Annotated in this window: 16 protein-coding genes; 11 read left to right on the top strand and 5 right to left on the bottom strand. The window is 60.8% G+C overall.

Going from position 1 to position 16,912, the window contains the following annotated elements:
- Positions 1 to 16 precede the first annotated feature (16 nt).
- Positions 17 to 481, top strand: coding sequence for a DUF393 domain-containing protein (locus OH491_RS13940; protein ID WP_334319378.1), 465 nt, complete (start codon positions 17 to 19; stop codon positions 479 to 481).
- 250 nt (positions 482 to 731) lie between these two features.
- Here OH491_RS13940 and OH491_RS13935 read toward each other — a convergent pair whose 3' ends face one another.
- On the bottom strand, positions 732 to 2,945 hold the full coding sequence (locus tag OH491_RS13935; protein WP_068770716.1) for a hypothetical protein: 2,214 nt from the start codon (positions 2,943 to 2,945) through the stop codon (positions 732 to 734).
- Between the two features lie 324 nt (positions 2,946 to 3,269).
- On the opposite strand from OH491_RS13935, the gene OH491_RS13930 reads away from it, so the two are divergent.
- A complete protein-coding gene (locus tag OH491_RS13930) occupies positions 3,270 to 3,881 on the top strand; it encodes a glycerol-3-phosphate acyltransferase (protein WP_068770717.1) in 612 nt (203 codons plus the stop codon).
- A gap of 1 nt (position 3,882) precedes the next feature.
- Positions 3,883 to 5,556, top strand: a complete 1,674-nt coding sequence (locus tag OH491_RS13925; RefSeq protein ID WP_334319379.1) for a GNAT family N-acetyltransferase — start codon at positions 3,883 to 3,885, stop codon at positions 5,554 to 5,556.
- Positions 5,557 to 5,938: 382 nt separating this feature from the next.
- Here OH491_RS13925 and OH491_RS13920 read toward each other — a convergent pair whose 3' ends face one another.
- Genes OH491_RS13920 through OH491_RS13905 form a run of 4 tightly spaced genes read right to left on the bottom strand, consistent with a single transcriptional unit; the run spans position 5,939 to position 8,763 of the window.
- Positions 5,939 to 6,358, bottom strand: a complete 420-nt coding sequence (locus OH491_RS13920) for an EamA family transporter (protein ID WP_068770718.1) — start codon at positions 6,356 to 6,358, stop codon at positions 5,939 to 5,941.
- Positions 6,355 to 7,713, bottom strand: a complete 1,359-nt coding sequence (locus OH491_RS13915) for an ATP-binding protein (protein ID WP_068770719.1) — start codon at positions 7,711 to 7,713, stop codon at positions 6,355 to 6,357. The genes OH491_RS13920 and OH491_RS13915 overlap by 4 nt, the downstream gene beginning before the upstream one ends.
- Entirely contained in the window at positions 7,710 to 8,384 is a 675-nt protein-coding gene (locus OH491_RS13910; protein WP_084442256.1) for a response regulator transcription factor, read from the bottom strand. Before OH491_RS13910 ends, OH491_RS13915 begins: the two co-directional genes overlap by 4 nt.
- Positions 8,385 to 8,391: 7 nt before the next feature.
- Positions 8,392 to 8,763, bottom strand: a complete 372-nt coding sequence (locus OH491_RS13905; RefSeq protein WP_334319380.1) for a GtrA family protein — start codon at positions 8,761 to 8,763, stop codon at positions 8,392 to 8,394.
- 667 nt (positions 8,764 to 9,430) lie between these two features.
- Between OH491_RS13905 and OH491_RS13900 the strand changes: the two genes are divergently transcribed.
- The 8 genes from OH491_RS13900 (at position 9,431) to OH491_RS13865 (ending at position 16,876) form a co-directional block, all read left to right on the top strand.
- Positions 9,431 to 10,222, top strand: a complete 792-nt coding sequence (locus OH491_RS13900) for a phosphatase PAP2 family protein (RefSeq protein ID WP_068770722.1) — start codon at positions 9,431 to 9,433, stop codon at positions 10,220 to 10,222.
- 8 nt (positions 10,223 to 10,230) lie between these two features.
- A complete protein-coding gene (locus tag OH491_RS13895; protein ID WP_068770723.1) occupies positions 10,231 to 10,842 on the top strand; it encodes a fused DSP-PTPase phosphatase/NAD kinase-like protein in 612 nt (203 codons plus the stop codon).
- Positions 10,843 to 10,851: 9 nt separating this feature from the next.
- Positions 10,852 to 11,625 (top strand): COG4705 family protein, encoded by a 774-nt coding sequence (locus OH491_RS13890; protein ID WP_068770724.1) that lies wholly within the window; start codon positions 10,852 to 10,854, stop codon positions 11,623 to 11,625.
- Between the two features lie 31 nt (positions 11,626 to 11,656).
- Positions 11,657 to 12,088 (top strand): hypothetical protein, encoded by a 432-nt coding sequence (locus tag OH491_RS13885; protein WP_068770725.1) that lies wholly within the window; start codon positions 11,657 to 11,659, stop codon positions 12,086 to 12,088.
- Between the two features lie 63 nt (positions 12,089 to 12,151).
- On the top strand, positions 12,152 to 14,560 hold the full coding sequence (locus OH491_RS13880; RefSeq protein WP_084442258.1) for a TonB-dependent receptor domain-containing protein: 2,409 nt from the start codon (positions 12,152 to 12,154) through the stop codon (positions 14,558 to 14,560).
- A gap of 183 nt (positions 14,561 to 14,743) precedes the next feature.
- Entirely contained in the window at positions 14,744 to 15,604 is an 861-nt protein-coding gene (locus OH491_RS13875) for an Hsp33 family molecular chaperone HslO (RefSeq protein ID WP_068770727.1), read from the top strand.
- A 100-nt stretch (positions 15,605 to 15,704) separates the two neighbouring features.
- Complete coding sequence (gene pnuC, locus OH491_RS13870; protein ID WP_084442259.1) at positions 15,705 to 16,340, top strand: nicotinamide riboside transporter PnuC; 636 nt, start codon at positions 15,705 to 15,707, stop codon at positions 16,338 to 16,340.
- Complete coding sequence (locus OH491_RS13865; RefSeq protein ID WP_334319381.1) at positions 16,337 to 16,876, top strand: ATP-binding protein; 540 nt, start codon at positions 16,337 to 16,339, stop codon at positions 16,874 to 16,876. Before pnuC ends, OH491_RS13865 begins: the two co-directional genes overlap by 4 nt.
- Positions 16,877 to 16,912: the final 36 nt, after the last annotated feature.

Genomic DNA, 16,912 nt, shown 5'->3' with positions numbered 1-16,912 from the left:
TGCGATGGCGCCTCGCGTGAACATCCATCGCCCGTCAGGACCGGCCGGCGGCCGCGCCGCCGCGCTGCTGTTGTATGACGACGAATGCGGTCTGTGCCGCTGGTGCGTGCGGCGGCTGGCGCGGGCTGACCGGCGCGGCGCGCTGCGTTTCGCGCGGCTGTCGGGCGCGACCGCGGCGGCATTCTGGCGCGAGGCGGGGTTCGGTCCGGATGACCCGAAGCCGGACAGCATGGTGCTGGTCCTGTGCGGTGAACGAGACGGGACGCGGTCGGGCTATTTTCTGCGGACCGGGGCGATTTGGCGCGCGCTCTCGCTGGCCGGCGGAGTCTGGCACGCCGCCGCATGGTGTGTGCGCATCTGGCCGCCGTCATGGCGGGACGCGGTTTATCGATTGGTGGCGCGAATGCGCCGGCGGCTGGTGCGCGGGCCCGGCCCCGACCCGGCGGCGGATGCGAACCTCAGCGAAAGATTCCTGCCGTGAGCGGGATCGCTTGCAGGGCAAGAGAGCGCCCGCCTCTCCTTTTTGTGCGGCAGCGCGCCGTAGCGCATCCCTGCCTGCCATCGAAAACGAAAGGCGCGAAGCGCCGCTGATTTTTCTTTTTTTCAGAAAAAATGCCGCGCTTCGCGCGACCTTTTGAGGACGGCGCAAGGATGCTGCGCCACACGCGCTGACGCGCGGATCTGTCGATCACGCCAAACGCAGGGAGCCCGTCTGTGTTTAACCTGCCGCCTTACGGATGGGGTTGCGATTCGGCGGCGGGCGCGGCGACTTCGACGGGGGCGGCGGGTTTTTGCCAAAAGTAGTGGCCGCGGCGGTTGTGATCCCAGCGGATGGCAAGCGCGGCGAGGACGAGCAGCAGGATGAAGATGAACCAGCGGCGGCGGCGCGCAGGCGCCTTGTCCTCGAAGGGATCGTCGAGGCTGCGTTTTGCGCCGGGTGGAAGCTGGGCGCGGTCGGTGAGCGCGGTGCCGAGCGGGAAGTTGATCTTCACGCGGCCGTTGATGGCCCAGCCGGTCGCGTCGAGGATCGGCCCGAGCGTGCGCTGGCGGAGCTTCAGCCACGCGATGAGCATCGAGGGCAGGGAAATGACGAGGATGACCCCGAGCAGCACGAGCGGAATCTGCCAGACTGACAGGCGCGCGAGGCCGGTGGCGATGGCACCGAGCGCGCCGCCGATGGCGCCGACGGCCACGCCGAGCGCGGCGACGGTGCCGATGTCGATTTTCTTCGGGGCCGGGGGCGGCGCGGCGGGGGCGGCCTGGTCGGCGTGGGCCACGGCGGTGGCGGTGGTGTTGAGTTTCTCGGTCGAGGCGGCATCGGCGGCGGCGGCGCGTTTCGCGACCTGTTCCTCGATGAAGCGGACGAGTTTCTTGTAGGGCGACCAGAAGGCCTGCCGGATGCTGATCGGGGTTTCCACGATCTTGGTGATGGTGGCGTCCCAGTCGCGTCCCTTCGTGTCGTAGAAAAGGCCGTTGCGGCCGACGATGAGATAATCGGAATCGCCTTGGGTGAAGCAGGCCGCGATTTTCATGGTCGCGCCGTCGGGGCGCTTGAGATCGCAATAGGCGATGTAAACGCGGCTGAGCGCGGCGAGCACGGAGTGGGCCGCGGGATCGTTCACGCGCACGCACAGCTCGCAGCTGCGGGCGTCGAGGTAGAGCGTGCCGGCCTGGAAAATGCCGTGCGTGGAGGGGTCGTAGAAATCGTGGAAGTTGACAAAGTTCCGGAGCAGCGTGCCGATGTCGCGATAATAGCGGGCGAGGCGGTCGACGCTGGCGATGGCGAGCGCCTGGGGCTCGAGCTCGCGGTCCCGGGCGATGAGGGCGGCGAGTTCATCGCGGCGGTTGTAGGTATTTATTTTACGGATACGGTCGAGCCCGAGTTTGGCGATGGAGTCGCCGGCGCGGGCGGCGAGCCAGGCCTCGTGGGCGGAAAACCTGGCGGCGAGCGCGGTCCATTCGTCGGCGGTGAGCGCGGTCTTGTCCGCGCCGAGGAGCGGCGTGACGACGCGGGCGTGGAGTTCGCGGATGGCGGCGGCCCAGGCGGGATTCACGCCCTCGGCGAGCGGAAGCGGGCGGCCGGGCCCGACGTGAGCGAGAGGAAACGCGCCGATGCCGCCGTCGGCGCCGGCGTGCAGGTCCTGCGCGGCGATGGCGGCGTAGTCGGCCTCGGCGCGGTTGAGCGCGGTGATGGCGCGGGCGTCGAAGGCGGCGAGGCGGCAGCGCGTGAAGTAGTCGTCGATCTTGGCGCGGACGGTCTTGAGCGCGGTATGCGCGGCGGCGGTGTCGGCGCCGAGGACGTGGACGGCGGGATCGGTGTTGCCGGCCCAGGCGGCGTGCGCGGCGATGTCGGCGTGGAACTGGTCGAGCTTGGCGAGGTTGATGCCGGGCTCGCCGCTGAGGTCGGTCTCGGCGCCTTGCGTGTCGATGATGTCGGCGACGAGCTGCTTGAGTTCGTCGGTGTCGGCGGCGGCGGCGGGGATGACGCCGTCGCCGTTGAAGCGGGTCCCGGCGAAGATTTTTTTCGAGTCGGAGGTGTTTTCGACGGAGATGGCGTCCGCGCCGGGTTTGCCGAGATAGGCGAGGACTTGTTTCGCAGAGGCCAGCACGGCGGCGCCCTCGGGTGTCTCCGCATTGATGGCGGAGAGGGGCAGGGCGGGGGCGGGCTTGAGGACGGATGCGAGGTCGGCGAGGTGAGGGCGGAGCCAGTCGATCGCGGCGAGCAGTTCGGGCACGCGGATGCGGCCGTCGCCGTCGGTGTCGATGAGGGCGAGGGTTTTTTCGTCGAGCTCAAGGCCTTGCACCGGGCAACTGAGCGCGACCCAGAGTTTCTGGTCGAGATGCTTGAGGTTGAGAAGATCGTCCGTGGTCTCGAGGGAGACTTGGTCGAGGCCGCCGATGCGGGTAAATTTCCAGCGGTGCGTGATCAAGGTTTCGTCCGGCATGGTTTTTAAGTGATGAGGATGGGTAAGTTTCTAATGCTTGCCAGAAAACGTGAAAGAGCAAGCCGCGCAAAAAAGGGTAAAAGGCGGGGCGCGCAGCGGGCGAGAAATTTTAGGGCAAAAGCCGTGCGGGCATGGCCGACAGCCGGCCATGTGTGTGCTATTTTGCCCGTCGAACTTAGATTTGCGCCTGTGAGGAAAATCCATTGAACTAACCGGAATGCTTTCGCGCCGATTACTCTGCCCATTCGCGCCACCTCAGGCCCCGTGCCCTGCCGCAGGTCACGCTGGCCCGTGTTGACGCTTTCCCTAACTCTTTCGCATCACATGGAACATATTCCTTGGTTGACCGTATTGTTCGCCTACCTGCTCGGCAGTATTTCGCCGGGCTGGTTTCTGGTCCGGTTGAAGACCGGCGGCGACGTGCGCGGCCAGGGGAGCGGGGCGACCGGGGCGACCAATGTCGGCCGCATGCTTGGGGGCAGGGGTTTCGCCATCGTGCTCGTGCTCGACATGGCCAAGGGCGCGCTCGCCGCCGCGCTGCCGTGGCTGCTTGGCCAGGGCGGCGTCATTTCGGGCGACCTCGCGCCGGGGACGGCTTGCGTGCTTGCCGTCGTCACGGGGCATGTGTGGCCGGTTTTCCTGAAATTCCACGGAGGCAAGGGCATCGGGTGCTTTCTCGGCGCATGGCTCGTGCTCGCGCCGCTGTCGCTGGCGGCGCCGTTCGCCGCCGGGCTCATCTTTTGGAAGTTGTTGCACAAGGGGCTTATGATGGGGGCATTATGCGGGATGGTCGCGCAACTGCCGCTGCTTTGGCTGCTCACCCGCGATGTAAATGCATTATTATTTGCCTCGCTTACCATCGCGCTGGTGCTTTTTGCTCACCGTGCCAATTTTCAAAAAGCGTTCGGCCAGCAAGTCGTTCAAAAAAACCCATAGCGTGAACACCACCGACGAGTTAATTGCCACCAAGGATGCCGCGTCTTCTGCCCCGCCGACAGACGCGCGCAACAGCGCGGATGCGGACGGCTCCGGCGAGCTCATTTGCAAGCTCGCCGACACCCCCGACGAAATCGAGCAGGTGCACCGCCTGAACTACCGCACCTTCGTCGAGGAAATCCCGCAGCATCCGCCGAACCCGGAGCGTCGGCTCGTGGACAAGTTTCACCACGAAAACCTCTACCTCGTCGTCAAGCAGCGCGAGCGCGTGGTCGGCATGATGGCGTTGCGCGACAAGCGTCCGTTTTCGATGGACGCGAAGATCCCCGATCTCGACCGGCACATGCCGCCGCACAATGGCGTGCTCGAAATCCGCCTGCTCGCGGTCGAGCGCGATTTCCGCGGACGCGCCACTTTTCGCATGATGATGGAGCAGGTCTTCGTGCTGGCCAAGCCGCGCGGCTGGGACCTCGCCATCATCTCGGCGACCGTGCGCCAGCTCAAACTTTACAAGCACCTCGGTTTCGAGCCGTTCGGCCCGCTCGTCGGCACGGGTGATGCGCAATTCCAGCCGATGTTTCTGCGCGGATCAAAGGCCGAGACCGTGCGCTTCAACCTCGCGAAACTCCCGAGCGCGGCGCCCGACCTCGTGCCGCTCATCCCCGGCCCCGTGCCGGTGTCGCCGCGCGTGCGCGCCGCGATGGGCAATTTCCCGCTCTGGCACCGCTCGGAGGAGTTTTACAAGCTGCTCTTCAGCGTGCGCACCGAGCTTTGCCGTATCGCCAGCGCCCGCCACTGCCAAGTCGTTCCCGGCTCCGGCACGCTCGTCAACGACATGGTCTCGTGGCAGCTCCGCCAGCTCCGCCGCCCCGGCGTGGTGTTTGTCAACGGCGAGTTCGGCTCCCGCATCGCCGGGCAGGCCCGCCGCGCCGAGCTCGATCACCAAGTCGTTTCCGCCGGCTGGGGCAGGCCCTTCGACCGCGATGAAATGCTCCGCGCCTTCGACTCGCTGCCCTCGGGCGGCTGGGTGTGGGGCGTGCATCATGAAACCTCGACCAGCATCCTCAACCCGCTCGACGAATGGAAGGAGCTCGCGCGTGACCGCGGCCTGCGGCTCTGCGTGGACACGATCAGCTCGATGGGCAACGTGCCGCTCTCGCTCGACGGCGTGCACCTCGCCACGGCGGTGAGCAGCAAGGGCCTGTGCAGCTATCCGGGGCTCGGCGTGGTGTTTCACCACGAGCCCATCGCCGCCACGCCCAGGGGGATGCCCTCGTATCTGGATGTTGGATACTGGCAGGCGAGCGAGGGCGTGGCCTTCACGCACTCGTCGAACCTCGTGGCCGCGCTGGCCGCCTCGCTCGGCGAGCAGGACTTTGCCGAGCGCCACGCCAGGATCGCCGCGCTTTCCGAATGGCTTTGCGGCGAACTGAAAAGCACGCCCTACGACCTGCTCGCGCCGAAGGAGCACGCCTGCCCGGCGGTCATCACGCTCGTCCCGCACGCGGGCGGCAATGCCTGGGCGACCGGGGAGGCGCTGGAGAAGGCGGGCTTTTTGCTCAGCTACCGCAGCGCCTACCTGCGCGACCGCAACTGGATCCAGATCAGCCTCATGGGCCTGCCGGACAGGGAAACGCTGGCCAAGCTCGTCACCCTGCTGCGCGAGGGGGTGTGAGGAAAGGCGGTTGGAAAAACATGGCGGCGCCAGGAGCAAGCGGCTTCGCTTTGGTCTTTTTGCATCCGTGGAGGCGACGAAATCGCGAAGCAAAGTCATAACCATTTTCAGTCAAAGATATAACAACTATGGGGAATGGTTCCAAGGAAAGCGGGTGATTCGCATGGGCCTAGCGGCATCCAGCAAGAGCGCATCGAGTCTGTTTTTATACGCGTGCGTTCGTCCGGTTTGCGAACGGTCTTGCGCAAGTGCTCCAGGCGTCTGGCTGTTCCTTCGGGAAACACTTTTGGCGGTCTCATGTTTTTACATGCACCCTCCGCCGCGTTTTATCGAATTATTATGTCTTTGACTGAGAAATGGTATGAGTGGCGGCGCGACCGGACTATTTCAAAGCCAGTAGGATGCCACCGCACACGATCAGTCCGACACCGCACATGCTTTTCCACGTGATCGGCTCGTGTAAAAACAGTCCGGCGAAAAGGAGCACAAAGACGATGCTCAACTTATCAATCGGCGCGACGCGGGAAGCCTCGCCCAGTTGCAGTGCCCGAAAATAGCACAGCCAAGAGAGTCCGGTCGCCAAGCCAGAGAGGATGAGGAAGAGCCAATGGCGCTTGGTGAGGGTCGCAATCGCGGAGGATTCCTTGGTGGCGATGGCAATGACCCATACTAGCACGAGGATGACACAGGTGCGAATCGCTGTCGCCAGATTGGAACCGATGTTTGCGACACCGATCTTGGCGAAAATCGCCGTTAAGCCGGCAAAGAGCGCAGACAACAGTGACCAGATGATCCAGTTCATATGCTATTGCGAGAGGAGGCTTGAGGCAGGGTGAAGATGAACCCTGTCCAGCCCGGCGCGGTGGAATCTGCAACAGTCAAATCTCCGCCGTGAGCGCGAGCGATCTCTCGACTGAGGCTAAGCCCTAAGCCGTGACCACGCTGTGTGTCGTTTCGGCTTGGATCCGCTCGGAAGAAGCGCTGAAATAAGCGCGCTTTCGACTCGTCGCCGATTCCTGGGCCGGTATTTTCAATCCGCAGAATGATGGCTTGGCCGGTTCCAGTTAGCGTGCAGCGCACAAGTCCGTCAGGCACATTGAACTTCACGGCGTTATCCAAAAGATTCAAGACAACGCGACGGATATGTCCCGCATCGCCTCGTACGAACAGGTCTCTGGAAAGTTTCTGTTCGATGTGGATATTTGCTGTCTCTCCCAGGAGTTCAGCGTCTTCGCAGGCATCCCGCACCAATGCAGAAAAGTCCAAAAGTTGAGCTTCGAACTGAACGTGGCCTCGATCAAACAAGGTGAGTAGCAGAAGATTATCCGTAATGTGTTGAAGGCGTTCAATCTCCTCTTGGACGCTTACCAGCTTCTCCTGATGGTCAGGCATGATGCCCGGTGCGCGCATCAACCGCTCGATCTCTCCACGGATGATGGTTAGCGGTGTTCTAAGTTCGTGTGAAGCATCAGCAGCAAAGCGCTGTGTCTGCTCGAAGCCCGCCTCCAGACGCTCCAGCATGTCGTTGAAAGCTGCACTCAGTCGTTGGATTTCATCTGATGCCACCGGAACCGGAACACGATGATCGAGGCTCTCTGCCTGAACCTGTTCAACCGACGTCGCAAGGTCGCGAACGGGTTGGAGTGCGCGGCCGGATACCCACCATCCACCGGCCGCTGCGATAAACACGACCACCGGCAGAGAGAGCGCGTAAGCGATGACAAGATCGACCATGATGTCGCGGACCTCATCCAAGTCGTAGGCTACTACAAGCACGATTCCAGATCCGGGGAATCTTCCCATCCGCCACCGGCTGGCTCCCTCCCGGACGGTATGATGTTTGTCTTGTGTGAGTGCTTCGCTCGCGACTGATTCAGGGAGTTGTTTGCTCCGGTATTGCAGGCTGCCTGATTTGTCGAAGACGGCGTAGCTCAGCCAAGGTGTATAACGCTCGTCCTCGACAATCGCTGCCTGAATCTGAGCCACGTCCGGAAGTCCGCCTAAGCGTCGGCCGTCGGCGGTAAGCTCAAGATCGACCGCCTCAATTTGCTCGTGGTAAAGGTTTGCCAGCGTGAAGCCCGAATAGACGAACAACGCGAATCCGACCAGGCCGGCAGTCCAGCAGGCAAACCTTAAGCGAACGGGCCACGCTTTCATGAGTCGGTTTGCAGGGCATATCCGATGCCCCGATAGGTCTGAATCAGTTGTCGTGGGAACGGATCGTCCACCTTTCGGCGAAGGCGCTGAATGGCAACGTCGACGAAATTGGTGCCGGCATCGAACTGGTGCCCCCAAACAATTTGGCTGAGTTCGACTCGACTAACTACCTTGCCCGGGGTGCGCAGGAGGCACTCCAGCACCGCGAATTCGCGAGTTGTGAGTTCGATGTGTCGTTCGCCGCGGTGGACTTCACGGCTGGAAAAATTGAGCGTGAGATCGGCGTAAGATTGGATGTTCAGACCCACGCCGGAACGGCGGCGCAAAATGGCATTGAGGCGAGCCACGAGCTCCGTGATCGCAAACGGCTTGGGCAGATAGTCGTCAGCACCGAGATTCAGGCCCTCGACTCGCTCGTTGAGATCGCCGCGAGCCGTCAGGAGAAGCACCGGGACAGCGTTGTGGGCCTCACGCAGCTTGCGCAGGATGCTGAGACCGTCGCGCCCAGGCAACATGACATCCATGACCAATGCGTCGAAAGTCTCACTCGTGGCTCTGGTTGTAGCCGAGTCACCATCATGGCATACTTCGACTTGGAAACCCCGTTCCTCAAGGCCGGCTCGCACCAGCGCTGCGACCTTCTTATCATCTTCTATTACGAGGACACGCATAGCTTAGTCACGGCTTGCCTGCTACTTTGAAGTTTATGAACAAGTTCATCAGGTAAGTCCAGATACCAACCAAACAGGCGATGGTGATCCTCGCGAGCAGATAGTTCATTCCAAGCATGTCCACGCACAGGAGCATGAGCAAGGCGACCGCCACGAGGCCGCCACCTGCGATGAACACGAAGATCAGATAGCCGGAGTTGAAGGAGCGAACTGTGCCTTTGAACACAACGGATCGACTGACTGCATAGTTGATCGAGACAGCAACGAAGAAGGCGATGCTCGCTGCGAATGCGTAGTGTAAATTAATCAGCTCCTTGAGCAGGAATAAAAGGAGTAGATCGAGGGCGAATGTAGAGCCGCCAATCATCGCATATTTCAAGAATCGCCATAGCTCTACAGTCCTAGGACAAGACACGGCTTCTCGAAGTATTTTACGCCGTTGAGGCGCGGGGTCAGATAGTCGCCGGTCGCTGCTATCTCGCGAGGAATCTCTGTGTAACGGCATTCGTCTGGATTGCCCAACGGTCGGACGCCCAAAAACAGACCGAACCACAGTGTTAACGCCAAGGCTGACAACATAAGATCTTGTGTCCATTTGGGACGGAAACATTGGGTCGAGAAGGAGGAGGATGGTGCTAGAGAAAAGCTCAAGGCCAAAGCTGAAGAGAGGTGCGGAAATGAGCCCGTTGGCAGATTTACGCAGCGTATGACCCTAGGAGCCCTGCCTCGTTAGGAAGATGTCAGTTCTGTCATCATCAAGTAACTGGCTGGTAATTTTGTTCGCTCGGTCTGTATGCGAGGCAACTCTCTCGCGCTGCATGAAGCGGAACAGAGCTGCCGACAGATGAGCCCCAAAGCGGCGTGAGCGTAAAGCGTCGAATGACGAGTGTATTACCGCATTGTCATGATTCTAATGATTGGATGGAGCAGCAGTCAGACAGCGCGTGTTCAATTCATCCATTTGCTCACTACGCGCGGCGAAATACGCGTTGGTTATCTTCATAGCTGGTTCATTTAGGGCTCGTGCCGCGGAATCGCATTTTTGGATGGTCAGCGATTTGACGCATACCTCGTCCGGGCGCGCGTTCACTGAGGATTTGGGGCGGCGCCCCGAAAGCCTTTTTTCACGCGAATACGTTGATCTGCTCGTTGGCGATACGGGCGTCCTTCTCACGTCACCACTGCATTGGGACAGGCAAGAATGGATGATCGCCGGGGGACTGACCTCACTGGTCCTGGCTTCCAGTGCCTTGGATAGGCAGATTCGCGAGGAGTCTCAGGAGCACCGCACAAAAAGTCTCAACACCTTCACCCAAAATGCTCAGAGGTTCGGAGCGGAGGGAGCGTGGCTGGTGCTCGGTGCTTTCGAGACTTACGGGCAACTAGCCCGAGACCAGAAATCGAAGTCGGTCGCACTGGATGGTGTTACCGCCAGCATCATTGCCGCGGGCATTGTGACTCCGACGCTCAAGTGGGCGGTCGGCCGAGTGAGGCCGAACGCATCGAGCGGAGTCTTCGATTTCCAACCGTTCAGCGGCAATCATTCGTTCCCTTCTGGCCATACGACGCAGGCCTTCGCCGTGGCTTCGGTGATCGCAGCCCACTATGACCAATGGTGGGTGCAGGGATTGAGTTACGGGGTGGCTGGTTTGGTCGGATATTCCCGCATCGAGCAGAACGCTCACTACGCCAGTGACGTGGTTGCCGGTGCGATCATCGGCACCGTCGTCGGTCGGGCAATCGTGCATCGCCACAACAAGCCCAAGGAAAATGCATTCAACATCAGTCCCTACATCGATGGGCGCGGAGGCGGGCTCGTGATCGGGAAAACTTTCTGAGGCTCCTCATGAAAAGCGTGAACATTGATTGGCCGTTATGGCCGGCGCTGATCCTCCGGCTGTGCTTGCTGCTTTCGCTGGCGCTGTCGCCTAGCGCTTGCGCGTCGATCCCGCAGGGGCCGCTGGCATCGGCTGGTCTGAAAAACTTTGATCGCGTGGATTCACGGTTGTATCGTGGCGCTCAGCCCGACGAGAACGGATACACGCGCCTTGCGGTAATGGGCGTGCGCACCGTGGTGAATCTTCGAATGCCGGGAGACGGAGACCCTGAAGAAGAACGGCGGGTGCGTGCAGCAGGGATGGATTACTATTCGTTGCCAATGCACGGCTATAAAGCGCCGACACACGAGCAGCTCGAAAAAGTCCTAAAACTCATCGGGGGCGTTTCCAGCCCCGTATTTGTCCATTGCCGACGTGGCGCAGACCGGACGGGAACAGTCGTGGCTTGCTATCGTATTCGGCACGACGGCTGGGCAGTGGCCCAAGCCCTGGCTGAGGCGGAGTCCCACGGCATGTCATGGGTGCAGTTCGGCATGAAGCACTTCGTCCGGCACTTTTCCACCCAATCAACCCCACTATCACTTCAACAGCTCTCGGATTGCTCACCTGAGAGCATGTGAATTCGTCTCATGAAAAATTTCTCGAATCCCAGCATGCTAAATAAAGTTCCAGAGGTGACGTTTGCCTTCTGGCTGATCAAAATCCTCTCAACGACCGTTGGTGAAACGATGGCCGACTACTTGGCGGTAGAGGCAGGATGGGGGCAGAATACGACACAGGTTGTAATGGGGGGGCTTTTGGGCGGTGCATTGTTCCTCCAATTACGGTTTCGCCATTATGTCCCGTGGATTTATTGGCTGACGGTTGTGCTGATCAGTATCGTCGGCACGCAGATTACCGATTTCCTCACCGATGACCTTGAGATTGGCTTGAATCTCAGCACGGAGGTATTTGCGGTCTGTTTGCTTGCTCTCTTCACGATTTGGAACGCGGTCGAACATACCCTTTCAATCCACACCATCGTTACTCGTCGTCGGGAGTTGTTCTATTGGGCAACGATTCTCTGCACCTTTGCTCTTGGCACTGCCGCTGGTGATCTGGTCACAGAAGAGCTGGGTATGGGCTTCAGGTTGGGGGTGGGAGTTTTTAGCGCGCTCATCGCAGTCGTCTTTGTGGCGTGGCGCTTTGGAGCGCCCTCCGTGCTGGCTTTTTGGATCACGTATATTCTTACGCGTCCGTTGGGGGCCTCTTTGGGGGATTTGCTGACTCAAGCGGAAGCTTACGGAGGCATCGGCCTGGGGGCGATGCGCACCAGCGCCATATTTCTCTCGGTGATCGTAATCCTTGTTGCCTATGCCCAGTTCGGGCAGCGGGCGAAAGGACCCGGAGCAAGCGCAGACTGACTTTTCTGTATCACATCAACCCACAATCAATATGAAACCGACCCATCGTGGCATTCAACCTGTTATCGTCGCCTCTGCACTGGTTGCATTGGCTGTGTTCAGCGCGGGCAATACTTCTGCGGCGGACAGGCCGAGTCCCCAGAGATCCAGCATCCAAGTGACTGGAACTCCTTCAAAGCTGGGTGATTTGTCCGTTTTCCGAGCGATAGCCGCTGATGTGGCGACAATCATTGCCAAGGGAGATCTGGCCGGAGCGAAGACCCGCATCAAGGATTTGGAGGTTACGTGGGATTCCGCCGAGGCCGGTTTGAAGCCGCATGCGGCCTCTGACTGGCACATGGTGGACAAGGCGATTGATCGCGCCCTCGCCGCTCTGCGAGCCGATAAACCGAAAACCGCCGATTGCGCGCAGGCTGTCGCGAACCTCCTCAAGACAATCGATTCGTTCAACGGGAAAGCCTAACCGGCCAATTCCTTTGCCAATGAAGTCTCTAAAACGGTGCCTAATCTCTCCGCCGATTACTAAATGAAACAACGCTACGCGATCTCGTTTATCCTCACCTGTGCCATCCTTGGGCTGACTGTTCGTTCTCAAACTGCGGTATCCGGGACGATTGTGAATCCAGCCGGCGATCATCCTATCCAACACGTCACGGTCACCTTGAAAAAAGTCGCCACAGGTGAAGTTGCCGCCTCCGGCACGACCGATGCAACTGGACGGTTCACACTCCCGGACGTTCCTGCGGGGCAATACGAAGCGATTTATGGTGAAGCTGGAACATCCCCAAATATCACCGGTGTATTCGAACTGGACGGAAAAGAGGCTGCGCACGATTTGGGGCGGCTTCAAACCGACACTGGGGCTTTGGTTCAGCTCGACAAGTTTCAGGTGCAGGGAAAGCAGGAATCTTTCGACAATGCCATTGATCGCAAAGTTTACCACGTAGGGAAGGATTTGCAGAGCGCCGCTGGCTCTGCCAGCGACCTGCTCCAAAACGTGCCCGCCGTGCAGGTGGACATCGAAGGCAACGTAAGCCTCCGCGGTTCCTCGGATGTCACTATCTTGATCAACGGGAAATCGTCCACGCTCATGGGGCGCAACCGTGCCGCCGCATTGGAGCAGATGCCGGCGGACTCGATTGAGCGAATCGAAGTCATCACAAATCCGTCCGCGAAGTATCGGCCCGATGGCACCGCTGGCGTCATCAACATCGTGATGAAGAGCAAGCAAAAGTCTGGCACTGCCGGCAGCGTGAGCATGAACGTCGGTAACAACCAGCGCTACAACTTCAGCGTGTCCGGGAATGTTCATGCGGGGGCGTTCAACTACTACGGCTCGGCCTCCATTCGTCAGGATGATCGGCCCCGGGAGAGCAGCGAAACACGCATCTTTGCAGATCCGCTTACCGGTGTTACCAGCATTACCCGGCAGCAGACTCAGGAAACCAGTCGACCCCGCTCACGAATTTTCCAAGGGGGCGTGGAGTATGTGCCGAGCAAGGGCACAACCCTGGGGGCGAACGTGAGCTACAACTACCGTGATTTTCTCCGGCGGGCCGACCAGCATTATGCGACCTCAGCCGGTGGTGCCTCCGTGAGTGACTACAAGCGGACACGCTATGACCCAGAGTATGAGAAAGACATCGAATTCGGTGGCACACTGGCCCACTCCTTTGCCGAAGACCGCGAATTGAGCGTTGAGGTCAAGCACGGACGGACGACTGAACAGGAGGACAATCACTACCAGAACACCTATCTCTTTCCGGTAACCCCTGCCTCTGCGAACAACAATCTCATCAAGGTAATCGAGAACTCGACCGAAGCGACGGCCGACTATTCCAGCCCGCTTGGCAAGGATGCCAAACTAGAAGTAGGCTACGCGGGCTTGTTTGAGGGCAGCGATGCGGATTTCCGAGTGAGCGATCTCGATCCGGTCAGCGGGCTCTTCATCCCGGATACGACCAAGACCAATCGCTTCAAATACGACTCCCGGATTCACGCCTTGTATCTCACCGTCGAACGTCATTTTGGGAGCTTCGGCGCGATGGGCGGCCTGCGGTTCGAGGATGTGAAGATCGAGACTCACCAGATCACCACTGGTCAGGACGGTGGCGATAATTACCGGAACATATATCCGACCTTGCATCTCACATACGATCTTCCGGCCGCGCAACAGCTGCAGCTCAATTACAGCCACCGCGTGCGCCGTCCCGAGGGTGACGATTTGAATCCATTCCCGGAATACCAGGATCCGTTCAATCTGCGCGCGGGGAATCCGCACCTTCAGCCGGAGCAGATTCATTCCATCGAGGCTGGATGGCAGATGAAGAACAACGACACCACGTATCTCGCGACGGCCTATTATCGATACCGCTACAATGGTATCACTGAGGTAACGCGTTTTGTGGATTCAACCACTCTGCTGACCACCAAGGAGAATCTTTCCACCAGTAGGGCGAGTGGTCTCGAACTCGGTGCCGCGCGCCGGTTCTGGGATCGGCTGGGGCTGAATTTTAGCGGCAATGTCTATCGCAGCGAAATCGACGCTGGGAATCTTGGCTTCACCGAGCCACGCAGCGCCATTGCCTGGGATGCCAAGGTCAATCTTGGCTGGGATGTATCACCCGCGACCTTGGTTCAGCTCAACGCGAACTATTCGGCCAAGCGTTTGACTCCGCAGGGCTATCGCTATCCGACATCGGTGCTCAACATCGGCCTACGGCACACGTTCGCGAACAAGAAAGTCGCGGTGATTGCGACGGTTTCGGATGTGTTCAATTCGCTCAAGGAGCGGACTCTCATCGATACCCCGAGCCTCCGTGACGAAATCACCCGTCGGCGAAGTTCGCGCATATTCTACGTTGGTCTCGTCTATAATTTCGGCGGCGCTTCGAAGCGCCAAAAGGATGACATCATCTTTGACAACGCGCCGTAGCAGCCCCGGCGATCACTGAGAAGGAGCCAAAGGGGGTAGGTTGATTTTTGTCACTTTTCTGCCCATGAAAAGGGGGCGCAAGGGGTCAGTGCCGCGGCGCGGCCGGACGCTTTTGCTGGAAGGCGTCGGGTAGGGGCGTTCTTCCGGCTTTCCATCGCCGGGATTGTGCGTTGAGTTGACCGGATGGCTGAGAACTCTCCCGTCAACCAGGCCGACGCGGGCCACGAGGTGCGCACGTATTTCGTGCGCGGACGCAACGCGCTCGTCGCGCGCGCGGCGTTCGGCGAGCTGTTTGTCGATTATTTCCTCCATAACGGGGAGCAGCGCATCGACGTGGCGGAGGCGCATGCGGAGCTGTTCAAGCGCGCGCTGGCGGGATTCGTGCTGCATTGCGCGTCGCGTCCGTGGAACGAGATGACGGCCTGGACCCTTCACTTCCAGGAACCGCTGCTCAACATCTTCCTCACCGGGGACAACGAGACCGGGGCGGTGACGGGGCGCGTGTTTGCCGAGGGCGTGCGCGAGATGGAGTCGAACCTGTTTTATGCCGACGTGGTGCGGCCGCGGCAGCCGAAGCGGCGCAGCACGACCGGGTTTGCCGGCGGCGATCCCCTCGCGGCGGTGGAGGCGTTTTACCGGCAAAGCGAGCAGCGCCCGGTGCGGTTTTTCCAGATCGCGGAGGAGGAGTTTGTCATGGTGAGCTCGCACCCCGATTGCGACGCGGCGTGGTTCGACGCGCTGACCGTGGACGCGGTGCGCGCGCTCGACCGGACGGAGACGCTCGCGCTCATGGAGCGGCGGATTTACCGCTGGCACTGCGGCTGCAACCAGCCGCGCATGATGGAGGTGCTCGCACCGACGATGCGCGAGGACCCGGAGGGTTTGTTTGGCGGCGAGGTGAAAATCGAAATCCGCTGCCCGCGCTGCGGCGCGAGGCACGTCATCACGCGCGAGGCGATGGAGGCGTTTGTCGCGGAAATAAACACGGACAAAAAGAATGATGGCAACCGCGAAGGGCGCGAAGAACGCGAAGGCGGGAAATGAGACGCCGGCAGCGGCGCGAGAGGACGCAGCAGACCTGAAGAGTCATTTATGCGCCATGCGCCATTTCGCGGTTTAATCATCCCGCGGTTTTTATTATCAAATGAGCGAAATCATAAAAAACATCGCGGACGGGTTCGCGTCGGCGTCGGGGCTGGATTTGTCGAACTTGTTATTGGGCGTGCTCGGCGTGTGGCTCATGACGCGGCGGAAGCTGGCGGCGTTTCCGGTCGGGCTGCTGGCGGTGAGCGTGCAGGGGATTCTGTTTTTCAGGACGAAGTTTTATGCCGACGCGCTGTTGCAGGTTTTCTTTTTCGTCACGCTCGCCTGGGGCTGGCGGCACTGGGTGCGCGACCGGGGCGACGCGCCGGAGCTGCCGGTCGCGCGGCTGTCGTGGCCCGGGCGCGCGGCGGTGCTCGGCGCGGCGGGCGCGGCGACGGTCGCGTGGGGGCTGGCGTCGCGGCAGTGGACGGACGCGCCGATGCCGTTTCGCGATGCGTTCATCGCGTCGTTCAGCGTGGCGGCGCAGGTGCTGCAGGCGCGCAAGAACGTCGAGAACTGGGCGCTGTGGGTGGCGGTGAATCTCACCGCGATCGTGTCGTATTGGAGCGCGGCGATGGCGTTCACGGCGTTTCTCTATCTGGTTTATCTGGCGCTCGGCCTGCTCGGATGGGTGGCGTGGGCGCGAACGATGCGCGCGCAGGGCGCGGCGCAAGAGAGGCGGGAGGAGGCCGCATGAGCGTGCTGCGCGTGGCGGTGTTCGGGCCGGAATCGACCGGGAAGACCTCGCTGGCGGAAAAGCTCGCGGCGCATTTCGGCGAGCCGTGGGCGCCGGAGTATGTGCGGCGTTTCTGGGACGAGCACGACGGGCGCGTGACGGCGGAGGACCTCGACGCCATCGCCCGCGGGCAAATCGCCGCGGAGGAGGACGCCGCCGCGCGCGCGCGCCGCGTGGTTTTCTGCGACACGGAGCTGCTCACGAACGTGTTGTGGGCGGATTTGCTGTTTCCCGGAAAATGCCCGGCGTGGGTGCGCGAGCAGGCCGGGGCGCGGGCGCGGAACTACGCGCTTTATTTGTTGTGCAAGACCGACATCGCGTTTGCTCCCGACCCGCAGCGCTATTTCGCCGACGAAGCGGGCCGGCAGATGTGCATGCGGCTCTGGCGCGAGGCCCTGGTGTCGCGCGGGTTGCCGCGGATCGAGATCGGCGGCGATTGGCACGCCCGCGAGACGCGCGCGGTCGCGGCGGTCGAAGCCCTCCTTTCCGGTGGATAAGCGGGGGCAACACCGGCGATTAGCTCGCGAAAAAAA

The organism is Termitidicoccus mucosus (assembly GCF_038725785.1).
In the GTDB taxonomy this organism is placed as follows: Bacteria; Verrucomicrobiota; Verrucomicrobiia; order Opitutales; family Opitutaceae; genus Termitidicoccus; species Termitidicoccus mucosus.
Note: the sequence above shows the minus strand (reverse complement) of the source record. Positions and strands in the feature narration are given on the sequence as shown.